This is a genomic window from Methylobacterium sp. WL6, assembly GCF_008040095.1.
Taxonomy (GTDB): domain Bacteria; phylum Pseudomonadota; class Alphaproteobacteria; order Rhizobiales; family Beijerinckiaceae; genus Methylobacterium.
On the sequence record NZ_VRVH01000105.1, the window covers coordinates 1 to 13,990 of the forward strand.

Sequence of the window (13,990 nt, forward strand, 5' to 3'; positions counted from 1 at the left end):
ACGCGGCGGCCCTCGCCGCCCGAGAGCCGCGTCGGGTCCTCGCTGCCGTCGAGGCCGAGGCTCTCGAGCAGGTAGCGGGCGCGGTGATGCGCGTCGCCGTCGCCGAGGCCCGCCTCGACGAAGTCGAGGGTGGTGGCGAAGCCGGAGAAATCCGGCTCCTGGGCGAGATAGCGGATCGTGGTGCCGGGCTGGACGAAGCGGACGCCGCGATCCGGCTCGACGTGCCCGGCGGCGATCTTCATCAGCGTCGACTTGCCCGATCCGTTGCGCCCGACGAGGCAGGTGCGCTCGCCGGGCGAGACGGAGAACCCCGCTCCCTCGATCAGCGGCGTGCCGCCGAAGGTGAGCGCGATGTCTTGAAGGGTCAGGAGCGGTGGGGCGGCCATGGCCGGGCTTATGGCAGCGCGGCCGCCTCACCACAAATGCCGATGCGCTCAGGCGACCGGGTCGGCGGGGCCGGTCGGCGTCGGCATGCCGGGCGTGGTCACGGGGACCTCCGCCGGGGTGATGCCGGGCGCCTCGCTCGGGGTTTCGCCGGGGATCTCCGGGCCGGGCGCAGGGCTCGGCACGGTCGGCGGGTCGTAGGGCGTGTCGGGGGCCGGCGTCGGGTTCGTCGGCACCTCGGGGATCGCGCCGGGATCGGCCATGGGAAACGCTCCTCGCTGGGGTCGCGGCGCGTCTTGGCGCGCGCCGCGTGACGAGCGTGAACGGCGCGGTCGCGCCGGGTGTTCCGGCGCTACTTCTTGGTCAGCAGCAGGTTGCCTTCCTTGCCGACCATCTTCTTCACCTTGTCGGCGAACAGCGCGAGCAGCAGCGGCAGGTGGCACTCGACGCGCACGCTCTCCTGGCCGACGTCGATCTGGCCGTTCATGTTCTGCTTCATCGCCGAGATCGCGAAGTCGAGGCGGTCGCCGGTCCAGGCGAGGTTCTCGATGGTGACGCCGCTCTTGGCGAGCAAGGCGCGCCCCTGCTCGACGCCGGTCTCGATGCGGCGGCGCGCCTCGTCGCGGCCGAGGTCGTGCGGGATGTCGACGATGAGGGGTTTTGCCATGGCTTTTCGCGCTGCGTCTCCGGTTCAGGCCCGGAGATGGGGCCGGCCGGGGTGCAGGGCAACGCCGGCCGGCCTGCCCATCAGTTCACGACGTGCAGCGAGACGTAGGTGGTGCCGCCCATGCCGAGCGCCCGGGCCGAGCCGCGGGACAGATCGATGATGCGGCCATGGACGAACGGGCCGCGATCGTTGATCCGCACCACGACCGACCGGCCGGTGCGCCGGTTCTCGACGCGGACGCGGGTGCCGAAGGGCAGGCTGCGGTGGGCGGCGGTCATCCCGTTCGGGTTGAAGCGCTCGCCGCTCGCGGTGCGATGGCCGCTGCCGTACCAGGATGCGCCTCCGCTCTGGGCGGCGGCCGGCAAGGAGGCGGCGACGAGCGACAGGGCGGTTCCGAGGGTGACGGCGGCGTTTCTGGCGACGGGTCGGAAATGCATGCTTCGGTCCTTGGCTGTTGACGAGGGCGGCGCCAATCGAGACCGAACGGGGCTGAAATGAGACCCCCACATTTTGGGCAGCCGGATCACATTCCGGCCGAATTTCGAAGATGTCGCCCGCATTCGCCGCTACAAGCAACGCGCAAGCATTGAAGACTTGTCTTTTTCTCGGTGCGAATGCCCGATTACGCTGTGGTATAGTCTTCATGCCCCCGCACAGGGACGCAGGAAGAACCGCCGTCGAGGTCCGAGACGTGCGCTCAGCGAAACCCTGCTGCCCACCCTGCGACTGAGCTTGGCCGTAGCGTGGGGCCGGGCCGGGCTCGTGGGCGCGGCGCCGCGGGCGCCTGCCTGCACCGCCGGGTCGTTCCGGGTCCACGACCGTGTCGGCGCACGACCCGGTCGCTGCGAGGCGCTTGGAGCGATCCATCCGGACATGCGAGCGCGGAACGCGACAATCGCCGCATCGGGTGCGGTCGATGCGGTCCCGGCAAGGCAAATCGCCGTGATGGGAATGGTTAAGGCGACGTGAACGCGACAGGCCGCGACGATCCAGAAAGAGATCGAAAGCAAAGCCAGCCCCAAACCGGGACATGAAGTTCCGCAAATCGGAAACGCGACCTTTACCTTAACGGGGCCATGGTCTGCCGGTCAGTCGCGTAACCGGTGTTTGCCATGGCTTCCCCGCGTACCGTGGTTGCCGACGCCGCCGCCCGGAAACATGTCTCGCGTACCGGGCGCGCTTCGTCGGCACCACGGATGGGTCTCGTACCCGCCGTCCAGCGCCTTCCCCTCGACGAGATCCTCGTCGGCGACTGCATCGCGGCGATGAACCGCCTGCCGGCGTCGTCGGTCGACTGCGTCTTCGCCGACCCGCCCTACAATCTTCAGCTCGGCGACGCCTCGCTGATGCGGCCGGACCAGAGCCGGGTCGACGCCGTCGACGACGACTGGGACAAGTTCGCGAGCTTCGCCAGCTACGACAGCTTCACCCGCGACTGGCTCACCGCCTGCCGCCGGGTGATGAAGCCGAACGCCACGCTGTGGGTGATCGGGTCGTACCACAACATCTTCCGCGTCGGCAGCGTGCTGCAGGATCTTGGTTTCTGGATCCTCAACGACATCGTCTGGCGCAAGGCCAACCCGATGCCGAACTTCCGCGGCAAGCGCTTCACCAACGCGCACGAGACCCTGATCTGGGCCTCCCGCTCGGCCGAATCGAAGGGCTACACCTTCCATTACGACGCGCTGAAGGGCGGCAACGAAGACCTTCAGATGCGCTCGGACTGGTTCATCCCGCTCTGCACCGGCGACGAGCGCCTGAAGGGCGCCGACGGCAGCAAGGTCCATCCGACCCAGAAGCCGGAGGCGCTGCTCGCCCGCACGCTGCTCTCGGCGACCAATCCCGGCGACGTGGTGCTCGACCCGTTCTTCGGCACCGGCACCACCGGCGCGGTGGCCAAGCTGCTTGGGCGCCGCTTCATCGGCTGCGAGCGCGAGGCGGTCTACGCCGACGCCGCGCGCCGGCGCATCGACGCGGTGGTGCCGCTGTCGCGGGCCGCGCTCCTCGTCGCGCCGACCAAGCGCGCCGAGCCGCGGGTGCCGTTCCTCGGCGTGGTCGAGGCCGGCCATCTCAAGGCCGGCGACGTGCTCACCGACGAGCGCCGCCGCTTCAAGGCGACGGTGCGGCCGGACGGCCAGCTCGACGTCGGCGTCGCCATCGGCTCGATCCACAAGGTCGGCGCCCTGGTCCAGGGCCTGCCCGCCTGCAACGGCTGGACGTTCTGGCACGCCGAGCGCGCCGGCAAGCTGGTGGTGATCGACACCTACCGCGCGAAGCTCCGCGCGGTGATGGGGGCGGCGGGCTAGAACCGAGCCCCCTCCCCCCCGACGGATCGCGGGCTTGCCAAAGATCCGCATCTCGTGTGCCCAAGTCGGGCAGGCCCGACTTGGGTGCGGCGGAGGGAATGCGTGCGCGCCGTCAGCGTTTCCGCGTCGCCTTCCGCGCCGGCTCGCGGGGGGGCGGCACGACCTCCGCCTCCCCTTCGAACATCTCGTCCGTCGGCGCCGGCGGCTCGACGATGCGCGGCGTCGGCTTCGGCACTGGGCGGAAGCGCGGCGGGTCCGCGACCGTCTCGGGCACTTCCCAGACCGCCAGCATCGGCATCGGCGGCGGATCGCGCTTCGGCCGGCCGCGGGGCTTCGCCTCGGATTCCGGCTTCGGATCGAAGGCGTGGGCCAGCACCTTCCTCATCACGCCGGGCAGCGGCTCCGCGTCGAGGTCGCGCCGCGGCGTGAAGCGCATCCCGGCCGGCGCCTGCGTCGACAGCGCGACGCGGGCGAGAAACACGGTCAGCTCCAGCGGGAAATGCGTGAAGCCGTGCCGCACCAGCCCCGGCAGCCGTTTCCAGCGCGCGTCGAGGGGCGCGTCGAGGAGCGCACCTGCGGGGTCGTAGTCCGGTGCCCATGCGCTCATCGGCGGCTCGGCCATGCTGCCGAGCAGGCCTTCCGGCGGCCGGGTGCGCAGCAGGACGGCCTCGTCGCCGGAGCGGACGACGACGAAGGCCGCGCCGCGCCGCAGGGAGCCCTTCACGGCCTTGAGCTTGCGCGGGTAGGTCTCCGGGTTGCCGGCCGCGCGGGCGCGGCAGGGCGCCATCCACGGGCAGAGCGCGCAGGCCGGGCGCTTCGGCGTGCAGATGGTGGCGCCAAGATCCATCACGGCCTGCGCGAAATCGCCGGGCCGGTCGAGCGGCACCAGCGCTTGCGTCACGCGCCGGATCTCGGGCCGACCGCCGGGCAGCGGCGCCTCGATCGCGTAGAGCCGCGTCATCACCCGCTCGACGTTGCCGTCGACCGCCGCTTCCGGGCGGTCGAAGGCGATCGCCGCGACCGCGCCGGCCGTGTAGGCGCCGATGCCGGGGAGCTTGCGCAGCCCGTCGAGGGTGTCGGGGAAGCGCCCGGCCGCGGCCACCGCCCTGGCGCAGGCGTGGAGGTTGCGCGCCCGGGAATAGTAGCCGAGCCCGGCCCAGGCCGACATCACCGCCTCCTCCGGCGCCGCGGCCAGGGCGTCGACGTCGGGGAAGCGGGCGAGGAAGGTCGCGAAGTAGGGCTTCACCGCCGCGATCGTGGTCTGCTGCAGCATCACCTCGGAGAGCCAGACCCGGTAGGGATCGGGCCGCTCGCCGGGCAGCGCCCGCCACGGCAGCACGCGGCGGTGCCGGTCGTACCAGACCAGCAGGTCGGCGGCCTTCGGAAAGGGTTCGGACGCGGGCATCGCCGGCAGGCATAGCGGCCCGGGCTCTCCGCCGAAAGCGCTCCCTTTGCCGCCGGCCTTGCGCTATCCTCGCGCCCGCAACCGGCGGGATGTCCCAAGAACATGGCGCGCGTCAAACCGCTGGCGGAACTGATCGAGGGCTGCATCGGCCCGGCCTTCGCGGCGCAGGGCTTCGCCTCGACCGACATCCTCGCCGCCTGGCCCGACATCGTCGGCGAGCGGCTGGCACGATTCTGCCGGCCCTCGAAGCTCGAATGGCCCAAGCGCAAGCGCCGGACGGACGACGCGCCCGATTCGGGGACGCTGGTGGTGCGGGTCGAGGGCGTGTTCGCGATCGAGCTGCAGCACCTCGCGCCGGTGGTGATCCAGCGCATCAACGCCCATTACGGCTGGGCCTGCGTCGGCCGGATCGTGCTGCAGCAGGACCGGGTCGGCCGCAGCGCCCGGCGCCCGCCGGAGGCGACCGTCGACCCGGCCCGGCGCGGCGAGATCGCGCAGGCGGTTTCGACGATCGAGCACGACGGCCTGCGCGACGCCCTCGACCGGCTCGGGCTCGCCGTCGTCGCGACGTCGGCGAAGCGCTAGGCGCCTTGCCACGATGCGCCCGCGCCGTTACCGCACTCTCAACAAGACGACAGGACGGAACGCGGAGGCAGCCACGGCCATGATCACCCGGCGCGACGCTTTGAAAGCCACGGGCCTCGCCATCGGCGCCGCCCTCATCCTCCCCAAGCTGTCGATGGCGGCGCTCGCCGAGAGCGTGCCGGTCGACGGCCTGATGCAGCCGGGCCCGCTCGGCGACGTCTGGCTCGGGCCGAAGGACGCGAAGGTGACGATCATCGAGTACGCCTCGATGACCTGCTCGCACTGCGCCGCCTTCCACAAGATGACCTATCCGACGCTCAAGGAGCGCTACATCGACACCGGCAAGGTCCGGTTCACGCTGCGCGAGTTCCCGCTGGATCCGCTCGCCACCGCCGCCTTCATGCTGGCGCGCTGCGACGGCGAGGCGAAGTACTACCCGATCACCGACCTGCTGTTCGACCAGCAGCCGGCCTGGGCCTTCACCCCGAAGCCGGTCGACGCCCTGGAGCAGTTGCTCAAGCAGGCCGGGTTCTCGAAGGAGAAGTTCGAGGCCTGCCTCAAGGACCAGAAGCTCTACGCCGCGGTCAACGGCGTGAAGCAGCGCGGTCTCGAGACGTTCAAGGTCGATTCGACGCCGACCTTCTTCATCAACGGCGAGCGCTACACCGGCGAGATGACGGTCGACGGAATCGAGAAGATCATCAAGCCGATCCTCGGTGCGTGAGGGTTCCGGGCGGGTCTCGCGCGACGCTGCGCACGCGCACGGCCCCGAGCGGGATTTTCTCAACGGCTGGAATGCCTTAAGCTCGACCTTTCGAGCCTTGACACCCCGGGGCGCCGAAACTAAGGTGCGCCGCGCTCGAAGGAGGCAATCCGCCCGGTTCCGTTCCTCTCGCCGATGTGAGTTCTCGCCGTGAGCGGCAACGACGCAAGGGACGAGGGAGAGACCGGACGGCCCACGCCGCCCGACAGCGAACTCTCAGCGAGGCTCCGACGCCTCGAGACGCAGATCGAACGGAAGCGGCCCCCGGCCCCTCCCGCTCATTCGTCGCGTTCGGGTTCGTCCGGAAGTCCGTCCTCCCTCGGGCAGGCCATGACGCTCTCCACGGAGTTCGTCGCCGGCGTGATCGCGGGAGGGGTGCTCGGCTGGATCTTCGATCGGATGCTCGGGACGAAACCCTGGGGTCTGATCGTACTTCTGATGCTGGGCTTCGTCGCTGGCGTCTTCAACGTGATGCGGGCATCCGGCTTCGCCGGCGCCCGTTCCGGACGGGACACCCCGCGGGATCCGTGAGGGCGACCGGTGTTTTGTGACCATCGATCCGGTTCGGCCATGCGGGCCGCCGGCAACGAGACGTGAGGGCGGAAGACGGCATGGCGGCCAGCATCGACCCGGGGCACTCCGTCGCCTTGCGACCGGATCCGATCCATCAGTTCGAGCTCAAGTCGATCCTGCCCTTCGGGCATCTCGGCCATCAGGAACTCGCGTTCACCCAGTCGGCGCTCTACATGTTCGCCGCCGTCGGCGTCATCGCACTCCTGACGATCGTCGCCACCTCCAGCCGCTCGGTCGTGCCGGGCCGGATGCAGTCGCTGGCCGAGATCTTCTACGAGTTCATCGCCGACACCCTGCACCAGGCCACCGGCGACGGCGGCAAGCGCTTCATGCCGCTGGTGTTTTCGCTGTTCATGTTCGTGTTGATCCTCAACCTGTTCGGCATGATCCCCTACGCCTTCGCGGTGACCAGCCACCTCGTCATCACCTTCGGCCTCGCTGCCCTGGTGATCTCGGTCGTGGTGATCTACGGCGTGATGAAGCACGGCGCGCACTTCTTCGGCTTGTTCGTGCCGCAGGGCGTGCCCAAGCCGCTGCTGGCCCTCCTCGTGCCGATCGAGGTGATCTCGTTCATCTCGCGGCCGATCAGCCTGTCGGTGCGTCTGTTCGCGAACGTGCTTGCCGGTCACATCGCGATGAAGATCTTCGCGTTCTTCGTCGTCGGGCTGCTTTCCGCAGGCGCATGGAGCGTGCTATCGCCCCTCCCGCTGTTCCTGACGATCGCGCTGACGGCTCTCGAATTCCTCGTTGCGGCGCTTCAGGCCTACGTCTTCGCGACGCTGACGGCGATCTACCTCAACGACGCGCTTCACCCCGGCCACTGAACAGGCCGGCTCCACCCGCGGCAAACGACGCACTCTCAAGACACTTCAGGAGTTTTCTATGGATCCCGTCGCTGCGAAGTACATCGGCGCCGGCCTCGCCTGCCTCGGCATGGCCGGCGCGGGCATCGGCCTCGGCAACCTGTTCGGCCAGTTCCTGGCAGGCGCCCTTCGCAACCCCTCGGCCGCCGACGGCCAGCGCGCCACGCTGCTCCTCGGCTTCGCGCTGACGGAAGCGCTCGGCATCTTCTCGCTGCTGATCGCCCTGCTCCTGCTGTTCGCCGTCTGATCGACGCCGACACCGCCGCCGCGCCGTTCGAGGTCGCGGCGGCCGATCACCAGTGAGCGCTCCGCCCCTCGCGCGAGCGCTCCATCGTCTTTCAAGGTCATACGGACGGGGCCATGGCGCAGCCGAATTCCCTCACCACACCGCCCGCCGGTTCCGACGTCCACATGGTCCCGGCCGGTGCCGCAGAGCCGGCGCACGCCGCCGCGTTCCCGCCCTTCGAGACCCACACCTTCCTGGCGCAGCTGATCTGGCTCGCCCTCGCCTTCGGCCTGCTCTACTGGCTGATGGCCAACATCGCGCTCCCGCGCATCCAGGGCATTCTCCACGACCGCTCCGCGCGCCTCGCCGCCGACCTCGACCAGGCGCAGGCGATGAAGACGGAAGCCGACGCCGCCGGCGAGGCCTACGCCAAGTCGCTGCGCGACGCGCAGGGCAAGGCCCGCGAGATCGCGCAGGGCACCCGCACCGAGCTCGCCGCCGCCGCCGAGACCAAGCGCAAGGCGCTCGAGGCCGAGCTCAACCAGAAAATCGCAGCCTCCGAGGCGACGATCCAGAGCCGGACGCAGGAAGCCATGGGCAACGTCCGCGCCATCGCCAGCGAGACCGCCTCCGCGATCGTCGAGCGGCTGACGGGCCAGGCGCCGGACCAGGCCAGCCTCGACCGCGCCCTCGATTCCACCGCGACCGCGCACTGAGACGGAAGAACCGACCATGTTGATGACAGCGGAATTCTGGGTCGCGGTCGCCTTCCTCGTCTTCATGGCGATCGTCTGGAAGGTCGGCGGCTTCGGGATCATGACCAAGGGCCTCGACGGCCGCGCCGTCCGCGTGCGCCACGAGCTCGACGAGGCCAAGCGCCTGCGCGAGGAGGCGGCCGCCGTGCTGGCTGACTACAAGCGCCGCCGCGCGGAAGCGGAGCGCGAGGCCGAGACCATCATCGCGAGCGCCCGCGACGAGGCCGAGCGTGCCGCCGCCGAGGGCCGCCAGCGCCTCGACGACTTCATCGCCCGCCGCACCAAGTCGGCCGAGACCAAGATCGCCCAGGCCGAGGCCAAGGCCCAGGCCGAGGTCCGTGCCGCAGCGGCCGACGCCGCGGTGAAGGTCTCCGAGACGATCCTGCGCGAGCGCATGCAGGGCGAGGCCGCCCAGGCGCTGGTGCGTTCGAGCCTCGGCGAGATCCGCACCCGCATGCGGGCCTGACCCTTCCGGGCAGGACCGACCGATCAAGCCGCCTCCGGGCGGCTTTTTCGTGCGCGTGCCTTCGCTCGCCCCGCTCACGTGCCGGAGACCGAAGCGGTCCAGCGCCGATGATGGCGCTGGTGCCCTCTTCCACCCGGCGACTGCGTCGATCTATTTCGCAAGAATGTCGGGGACGGCGTGCGCCTCCCCTCCCCCCTCTGCGGGGGGGGGCACGGTGGGCGACGCTTCCCGAAAGATGGATCCGTCCCACGAAACGGGAGTGACGCGGATCGCCGCTCGCTCGCTGTCGCCGCCTCGAGAATCGGAGCTGCAGGAGGTGCCATTCGACACCGCGCGCGTCGGCCGCCCGGTGGTCGGCCTGCTGCTCAACCGACAGATGCTATAGGGCACACCGTCCTCGCCGTGCCGGGCGGGCCATCCTCCACGGACTGCGATGTCGCCGATCATCTCCATCGACAATCTGTCGAAGACCTACGCCTCGGGCCTGTCGGCGCTGAAGACCGTGAACCTCGCGATCGCGCGCGGCGAGATCTTCGCTCTGCTCGGGCCGAACGGCGCCGGCAAGTCGACCCTGATCAACATCGTCTGCGGCATCGTCACGCCGAGCACCGGCACCGTGACGGTCGACGGGCACGACATCGCCTCGGGCTATCGCGGGGCGCGCAAGGCGATCGGGCTGGTGCCGCAGGAACTCACCACCGACGCGTTCGAGAGCGTGTGGAACACGGTGAGCTTCACCCGCGGCCTGTTCGGGCTGAAGAAGGATCCCGGCCATATCGAGCGGGTGCTGCGCGACCTCTCCCTGTGGGAGAAGCGCGATTCACGGCTGATGACCCTGTCGGGCGGCATGAAGCGCCGGGTGCTCATCGCCAAGGCGCTGTCGCACGAGCCCAAGGTCCTGTTCCTCGACGAGCCCTCGGCGGGCGTCGACGTGGAGCTGCGCCAGGACATGTGGCGCATGGTGCGGCGCCTGCGCGAGCAGGGCGTCACCGTGATCCTGACCACGCACTACATCGAGGAGGCCGAGGAGATGGCCGACCGGATCGGCGTGATCCGAAAGGGCGAGATCATCCTCGTGGAGGAGAAGGCCGAGCTGATGCGCAAGCTCGGGCGCAAGCAGCTCACCCTCCAGTTGCTGGCCCCCCTCGCCGCGCTGCCGGTGGATCTCGCCGACCGCGGCCTCGAGCTCGGCCCGGGCGGGCAGGAGCTGGTCTACACCTACGATGCCAAGGGCGAGCGCACCGGCATCACCGGCCTGCTCACCGATCTCGGCGCGGCCGGCATCCGGTTCAGCGACCTGCGCACCAGCCAGTCGTCGCTCGAGGACATCTTCGTCGATCTCGTCAGGGAACGCGCATGACCGCGGCCGCCGCGAGGTCCGAACCATCCATCCCCCGGCTGCCGGCAGGCGCGAACGCGCGTCGCAGCCTGGGGCGTCGGCATCGAGAGGCAAACCGATGAACTGGCCGGCCATCCGCGCGATCTACCGGTTCGAGATGAGCCGCTTCTGGCGCACGGCGATGCAGAGCATCCTGGCGCCGGTGATCTCCACCTCGCTCTACTTCGTGGTGTTCGGCGCGGCGATCGGCTCGCGGATGAGCACCGTGGACGGCGTGCCCTACGGCCTGTTCATCGTGCCCGGGCTCGTGATGCTCGCGCTGCTGACCCAGAGCATCGCCAACGCCTCGTTCGGCATCTACTTCCCGCGCTTCGCCGGCACGATCTACGAGATCCTCTCGGCGCCGATCTCGCCGGTCGAGGTGGTGCTCGGCTATGTCGGGGCGGCGGCCTCGAAGTCGATCCTGATCGGGCTGATCATCCTCGCGACCGCCGCGCTGTTCGTGCCGCTGCACATCGAGCACCCGGTATGGATGATGGCCTTCCTGGTGCTGACGGCGGTGACGTTCAGCCTGTTCGGCTTCGTCATCGGCCTGTGGGCCGACGGCTTCGAGAAGCTGCAGCTGGTGCCGCTCCTCGTCGTGACGCCGCTGACCTTCCTCGGCGGCAGCTTCTACGCGATCGAGATGCTGCCGCCGTTCTGGCGCACCGTCAGCCTGGCGAACCCGGTGGTCTACCTGATCAGCGGGTTTCGCTGGGCCTTCTTCGGCACGGCCGACGTCGCCATCGGCATCAGCCTGGCGATGACCGGCCTGTTCCTGGCGGTCTGCCTCGGGCTCGTCGCCTGGATCTTCCGCACCGGCTACCGCCTCAAGAGCTGAGCCGCCGGCCCGGCTGCCTGGAGCCGTTCGAAAACGCATAAAGACATCTTTATGTCTTGATTGCTTCGTATCCGGCGCTCTGCTAGATGCCTCGGCGAGAGGCAACCCGCGACACGGAGCGAAGCGAAATGGCCCAGGATTACATCGTCAAGGACATCGGCCTGGCCGAGTACGGCCGCAAGGAGATCTCGATCGCCGAGACCGAGATGCCGGGCCTGATGGCCACCCGCGAGGAATACGGCCCGTCGCAGCCGCTCAAGGGCGCCAAGATCGCCGGCTCGCTGCACATGACGATCCAGACCGCGGTGCTGATCGAGACGCTCAAGGCTCTCGGCGCCGACATCCGCTGGGTCTCGTGCAACATCTACTCGACCCAGGACCACGCCGCCGCGGCGATCGCCGCCGCCGGCATCCCGGTCTTCGCCATCAAGGGCGAGACCCTCGAGGAGTACTGGGACTACACCTCGAAGCTGTTCGACTGGCATGGCGGCGGAACGCCGAACATGATCCTCGACGACGGCGGCGACGCCACCATGTTCGTCCACCTGGGCCTGCGCGCCGAGAACGGCGACACCGCCTTCCTCGACAAGCCCGAGTCGGAGGAGGAGGAGATCTTCTTCGCGCTCCTGAAGAAGAAGCTCGCCGAGAAGCCGAAGGGCTGGTTCGCCGGTCTCGCCGACGCGATCAAGGGCGTCTCGGAGGAGACCACCACCGGCGTCCACCGCCTCTACAACCTCGCCAAGGAGGGCAAGCTGCTCTTCCCGGCGATCAATGTGAACGACGCGGTCACCAAGTCGAAGTTCGACAACCTCTACGGTTGCCGCGAGTCGCTGGTGGACGGCATCCGCCGCGGCACCGACGTGATGATGGCCGGCAAGGTCGCGATGGTCGCCGGCTTCGGCGACGTCGGCAAGGGTTCGGCCTCCTCGCTGCGCCATGCCGGCTGCCGTGTGCTGGTCTCGGAGGTCGATCCGATCTGCGCGCTCCAGGCCGCGATGGAAGGCTACGAGGTCGTGACGATGGAAGACGCGGCGCCCCGCGCCGACATCTTCGTCACCGCCACCGGCAACAAGGACATCATTACCCTCGACCACATGCGGGCGATGAAGGACCGGGCGATCGTCTGCAACATCGGCCACTTCGACAACGAGATCCAGGTCGCCGGCCTGAAGAACCTCAAGTGGTCGAACATCAAGCCGCAGGTCGACGAGATCACCTTCGCCGACGGCCACCGCATCATCCTGCTGTCGGAAGGCCGCCTGGTGAACCTCGGCAACGCCACCGGCCACCCGTCCTTCGTGATGTCGGCCTCGTTCACCAACCAGACGCTGGCACAGATCGAGCTCTGGACCAACCCGGGCAAGTACGAGAAGCAGGTCTACACCCTGCCGAAGGCGCTCGACGAGAAGGTCGCGCTGCTCCACCTCGAGAAGATCGGCGTGAAGCTCTCGAAGCTCCGCCCCGACCAGGCCGCCTATATCGGCGTTTCCGAGAACGGCCCGTTCAAGCCCGATCACTACCGCTACTGAGACCCTCGGCGCGGGGACGCGCCGGGTAGAATCGATGCGAGACAGGAGGGCCCGGCGGTTGCGCCGGGCCCTCTTCGTTTGTCAAGGCACCACCGCCCGGCCGGACTGTGTCTTCTGTGTGTCGTTCGCACGCGACCTGCCGGCCCACGGTTACGGCCAAGCTAATTCCGCTTCCGGCGCAAATCCCCGACGCGTTAGACTGCCCCCGGTTCGGCAGGTCGTCAGGTCGTCGCGTCTCCCCTCCCCCCGAAACGGGGCGCGGGGAACCGGCGCCGCATGCGCCACGCATTCGTTCGCGTCGGTCCGACCGGCGGTTTTGGGAGACGGGACGGATCATGGAGGTCGATCGGGCGGCACGGCGCATCGCCGGGGCCGGCGCTCTCTTCGCCGCCGCGACCGGCCTCCCGGCTCCGTCCCTCGCGGCGGGCGCCGACCTTCCGGCCTGGGGATTCGGCTCGCACATGCACAACGTCGCGGCCGCCGCGATCTTCGGCGGCCTCGTCGCTTTCGCGACCATCGTCGCCCTGCTCTATTTGAGCGAGCGCTCGCGCTGGACCCGGCGGGAGCGCGAGCAGGCCGCGGCCCTCGACGCGCTCAGCGGCGCCCACGACCGCGCCGAGATGCTGCTCGCCGCCGAGCGCCAGATCATCGTGACCTGGGACGGGCGCAGCGAGCCGGTGGTCGAGGGCGACGTCGGGCTGGCCTTCGACGGCACGCGCCCCGCGATCGGCTCCGCCCGCCGCATCCTCGCCTTCGGCACGTGGCTGGTGCCGACCGACGCCGAGGCGATCGAGACCGCGGTCGAGGCCCTGCGCATCCGGGGCACGAGCTTCCGCACCACACTGCGCAGCCAGTCCGGCCGCAGCATCGAGGCGCAGGGCCAGGCGGTGGCTGGCCGCGTCCTGCTGCGCCTGCGCGAGACCACGGAGGATCGCCGCCAGATCTCGGAGCTGCGCGAGACCCTCGAGGATGCCCGCCGCGGCCTGTCGGCGCTGGCCGGCCTGCTCGACGCGATCCCGCAGCCGGTCTGGCGGCGCAACCGCGAGGGCGGCCTCGCCTGGGTCAACACCGCCTACGTCGCCGCGGTCGAGGCGGCGAACCGCGAATCCGCGATCCAGGCCGGGATCGAGCTGCTCGACCGCCCGGCCCGCGAGATGATCGCCCGCGAGGACGGCCAGCGCCGCCCAGCCGGCCAGCGCGCCGCGTTGCGCCTGTCGGCGGTGGTGGCCGTCCTCGCGGGCGATCATCT

General features: G+C 69.7%; 16 protein-coding genes and 1 pseudogene. 12 read left to right on the top strand and 5 right to left on the bottom strand.

What is annotated here, in order from left to right; all coding sequences use genetic code 11:
* From FV230_RS15030 to FV230_RS15045, 4 genes are all read right to left on the bottom strand, one after another.
* Positions 1-386: ATP-binding cassette domain-containing protein (locus FV230_RS15030; RefSeq protein WP_147842974.1), on the bottom strand; the 386-nt coding region annotated here is incomplete at its 3' end.
* Positions 387-434: 48 nt separating this feature from the next.
* Positions 435-647, bottom strand: a complete 213-nt coding sequence (locus FV230_RS15035; RefSeq protein WP_147729106.1) for a hypothetical protein — start codon at positions 645-647, stop codon at positions 435-437.
* Between the two features lie 89 nt (positions 648-736).
* Entirely contained in the window at positions 737-1,051 is a 315-nt protein-coding gene (locus FV230_RS15040) for a polyhydroxyalkanoic acid system family protein (protein WP_147729107.1), read from the bottom strand.
* 80 nt (positions 1,052-1,131) lie between these two features.
* Positions 1,132-1,488: a septal ring lytic transglycosylase RlpA family protein gene (locus tag FV230_RS15045; protein WP_243933022.1), complete on the bottom strand. Its 357-nt coding sequence runs from the start codon at positions 1,486-1,488 to the stop codon at positions 1,132-1,134.
* A 675-nt stretch (positions 1,489-2,163) separates the two neighbouring features.
* On the opposite strand from FV230_RS15045, the gene FV230_RS15050 reads away from it, so the two are divergent.
* A complete protein-coding gene (locus FV230_RS15050) occupies positions 2,164-3,357 on the top strand; it encodes a site-specific DNA-methyltransferase (protein WP_147842975.1) in 1,194 nt (397 codons plus the stop codon).
* Between the two features lie 112 nt (positions 3,358-3,469).
* On the opposite strand, the gene mutY is transcribed toward FV230_RS15050, so the two are convergent.
* A complete protein-coding gene (gene mutY / locus FV230_RS15055; protein ID WP_147842976.1) occupies positions 3,470-4,762 on the bottom strand; it encodes an A/G-specific adenine glycosylase in 1,293 nt (430 codons plus the stop codon).
* Positions 4,763-4,864: 102 nt separating this feature from the next.
* Here mutY and FV230_RS15060 point away from each other — a divergent pair, with 102 nt between their 5' ends.
* From FV230_RS15060 to FV230_RS15110, 11 genes and pseudogenes are all read left to right on the top strand, one after another.
* Positions 4,865-5,347: a DciA family protein gene (locus tag FV230_RS15060; RefSeq protein ID WP_147727167.1), complete on the top strand. Its 483-nt coding sequence runs from the start codon at positions 4,865-4,867 to the stop codon at positions 5,345-5,347.
* Positions 5,348-5,426: 79 nt separating this feature from the next.
* Positions 5,427-6,071, top strand: coding sequence for a DsbA family protein (locus FV230_RS15065; protein ID WP_147842977.1), 645 nt, complete (start codon positions 5,427-5,429; stop codon positions 6,069-6,071).
* A gap of 189 nt (positions 6,072-6,260) precedes the next feature.
* On the top strand, positions 6,261-6,641 hold the full coding sequence (locus FV230_RS15070; RefSeq protein WP_147727169.1) for an AtpZ/AtpI family protein: 381 nt from the start codon (positions 6,261-6,263) through the stop codon (positions 6,639-6,641).
* Between the two features lie 80 nt (positions 6,642-6,721).
* Positions 6,722-7,507: a F0F1 ATP synthase subunit A gene (locus FV230_RS15075; RefSeq protein ID WP_147727170.1), complete on the top strand. Its 786-nt coding sequence runs from the start codon at positions 6,722-6,724 to the stop codon at positions 7,505-7,507.
* 58 nt (positions 7,508-7,565) lie between these two features.
* Positions 7,566-7,793, top strand: coding sequence for a F0F1 ATP synthase subunit C (locus tag FV230_RS15080; RefSeq protein WP_007566773.1), 228 nt, complete (start codon positions 7,566-7,568; stop codon positions 7,791-7,793).
* Between the two features lie 113 nt (positions 7,794-7,906).
* A complete protein-coding gene (locus tag FV230_RS15085) occupies positions 7,907-8,488 on the top strand; it encodes a F0F1 ATP synthase subunit B' (protein WP_147727171.1) in 582 nt (193 codons plus the stop codon).
* A 19-nt stretch (positions 8,489-8,507) separates the two neighbouring features.
* A complete protein-coding gene (locus FV230_RS15090; RefSeq protein WP_187274714.1) occupies positions 8,508-8,993 on the top strand; it encodes an ATP F0F1 synthase subunit B in 486 nt (161 codons plus the stop codon).
* 433 nt (positions 8,994-9,426) lie between these two features.
* Positions 9,427-10,353, top strand: a complete 927-nt coding sequence (locus tag FV230_RS15095; protein WP_147842978.1) for an ABC transporter ATP-binding protein — start codon at positions 9,427-9,429, stop codon at positions 10,351-10,353.
* A 97-nt stretch (positions 10,354-10,450) separates the two neighbouring features.
* Positions 10,451-11,212: an ABC transporter permease gene (locus tag FV230_RS15100; RefSeq protein ID WP_147727174.1), complete on the top strand. Its 762-nt coding sequence runs from the start codon at positions 10,451-10,453 to the stop codon at positions 11,210-11,212.
* A gap of 128 nt (positions 11,213-11,340) precedes the next feature.
* Positions 11,341-12,741 carry an adenosylhomocysteinase gene (ahcY, locus tag FV230_RS15105; protein ID WP_147727175.1) on the top strand — a complete coding sequence of 467 codons (1,401 nt, stop codon included), beginning with the start codon at positions 11,341-11,343 and terminating at the stop codon, positions 12,739-12,741.
* A gap of 335 nt (positions 12,742-13,076) precedes the next feature.
* Positions 13,077-13,990: pseudogene (locus tag FV230_RS15110) on the top strand (two-component sensor histidine kinase); the annotation flags it as partial.

What these genes read in the sequence shown, in the direction of transcription:
- FV230_RS15035 (WP_147729106.1), bottom strand. Translation starts at nt 647, where the DNA reads ATGGCCGATCCCGGCGCGATCCCCGAGGTGCCGACGAACCCGACGCCG.
- FV230_RS15040 (WP_147729107.1), bottom strand. Translation starts at nt 1,051, where the DNA reads ATGGCAAAACCCCTCATCGTCGACATCCCGCACGACCTCGGCCGCGAC.
- FV230_RS15045 (WP_243933022.1), bottom strand. Translation starts at nt 1,488, where the DNA reads ATGCATTTCCGACCCGTCGCCAGAAACGCCGCCGTCACCCTCGGAACC.
- FV230_RS15050 (WP_147842975.1), top strand. Translation starts at nt 2,164, where the DNA reads ATGGCTTCCCCGCGTACCGTGGTTGCCGACGCCGCCGCCCGGAAACAT.
- mutY (WP_147842976.1), bottom strand. Translation starts at nt 4,762, where the DNA reads ATGCCCGCGTCCGAACCCTTTCCGAAGGCCGCCGACCTGCTGGTCTGG.
- FV230_RS15060 (WP_147727167.1), top strand. Translation starts at nt 4,865, where the DNA reads ATGGCGCGCGTCAAACCGCTGGCGGAACTGATCGAGGGCTGCATCGGC.
- FV230_RS15065 (WP_147842977.1), top strand. Translation starts at nt 5,427, where the DNA reads ATGATCACCCGGCGCGACGCTTTGAAAGCCACGGGCCTCGCCATCGGC.
- FV230_RS15075 (WP_147727170.1), top strand. Translation starts at nt 6,722, where the DNA reads ATGGCGGCCAGCATCGACCCGGGGCACTCCGTCGCCTTGCGACCGGAT.
- FV230_RS15080 (WP_007566773.1), top strand. Translation starts at nt 7,566, where the DNA reads ATGGATCCCGTCGCTGCGAAGTACATCGGCGCCGGCCTCGCCTGCCTC.
- FV230_RS15085 (WP_147727171.1), top strand. Translation starts at nt 7,907, where the DNA reads ATGGCGCAGCCGAATTCCCTCACCACACCGCCCGCCGGTTCCGACGTC.
- FV230_RS15095 (WP_147842978.1), top strand. Translation starts at nt 9,427, where the DNA reads ATGTCGCCGATCATCTCCATCGACAATCTGTCGAAGACCTACGCCTCG.
- FV230_RS15100 (WP_147727174.1), top strand. Translation starts at nt 10,451, where the DNA reads ATGAACTGGCCGGCCATCCGCGCGATCTACCGGTTCGAGATGAGCCGC.
- ahcY (WP_147727175.1), top strand. Translation starts at nt 11,341, where the DNA reads ATGGCCCAGGATTACATCGTCAAGGACATCGGCCTGGCCGAGTACGGC.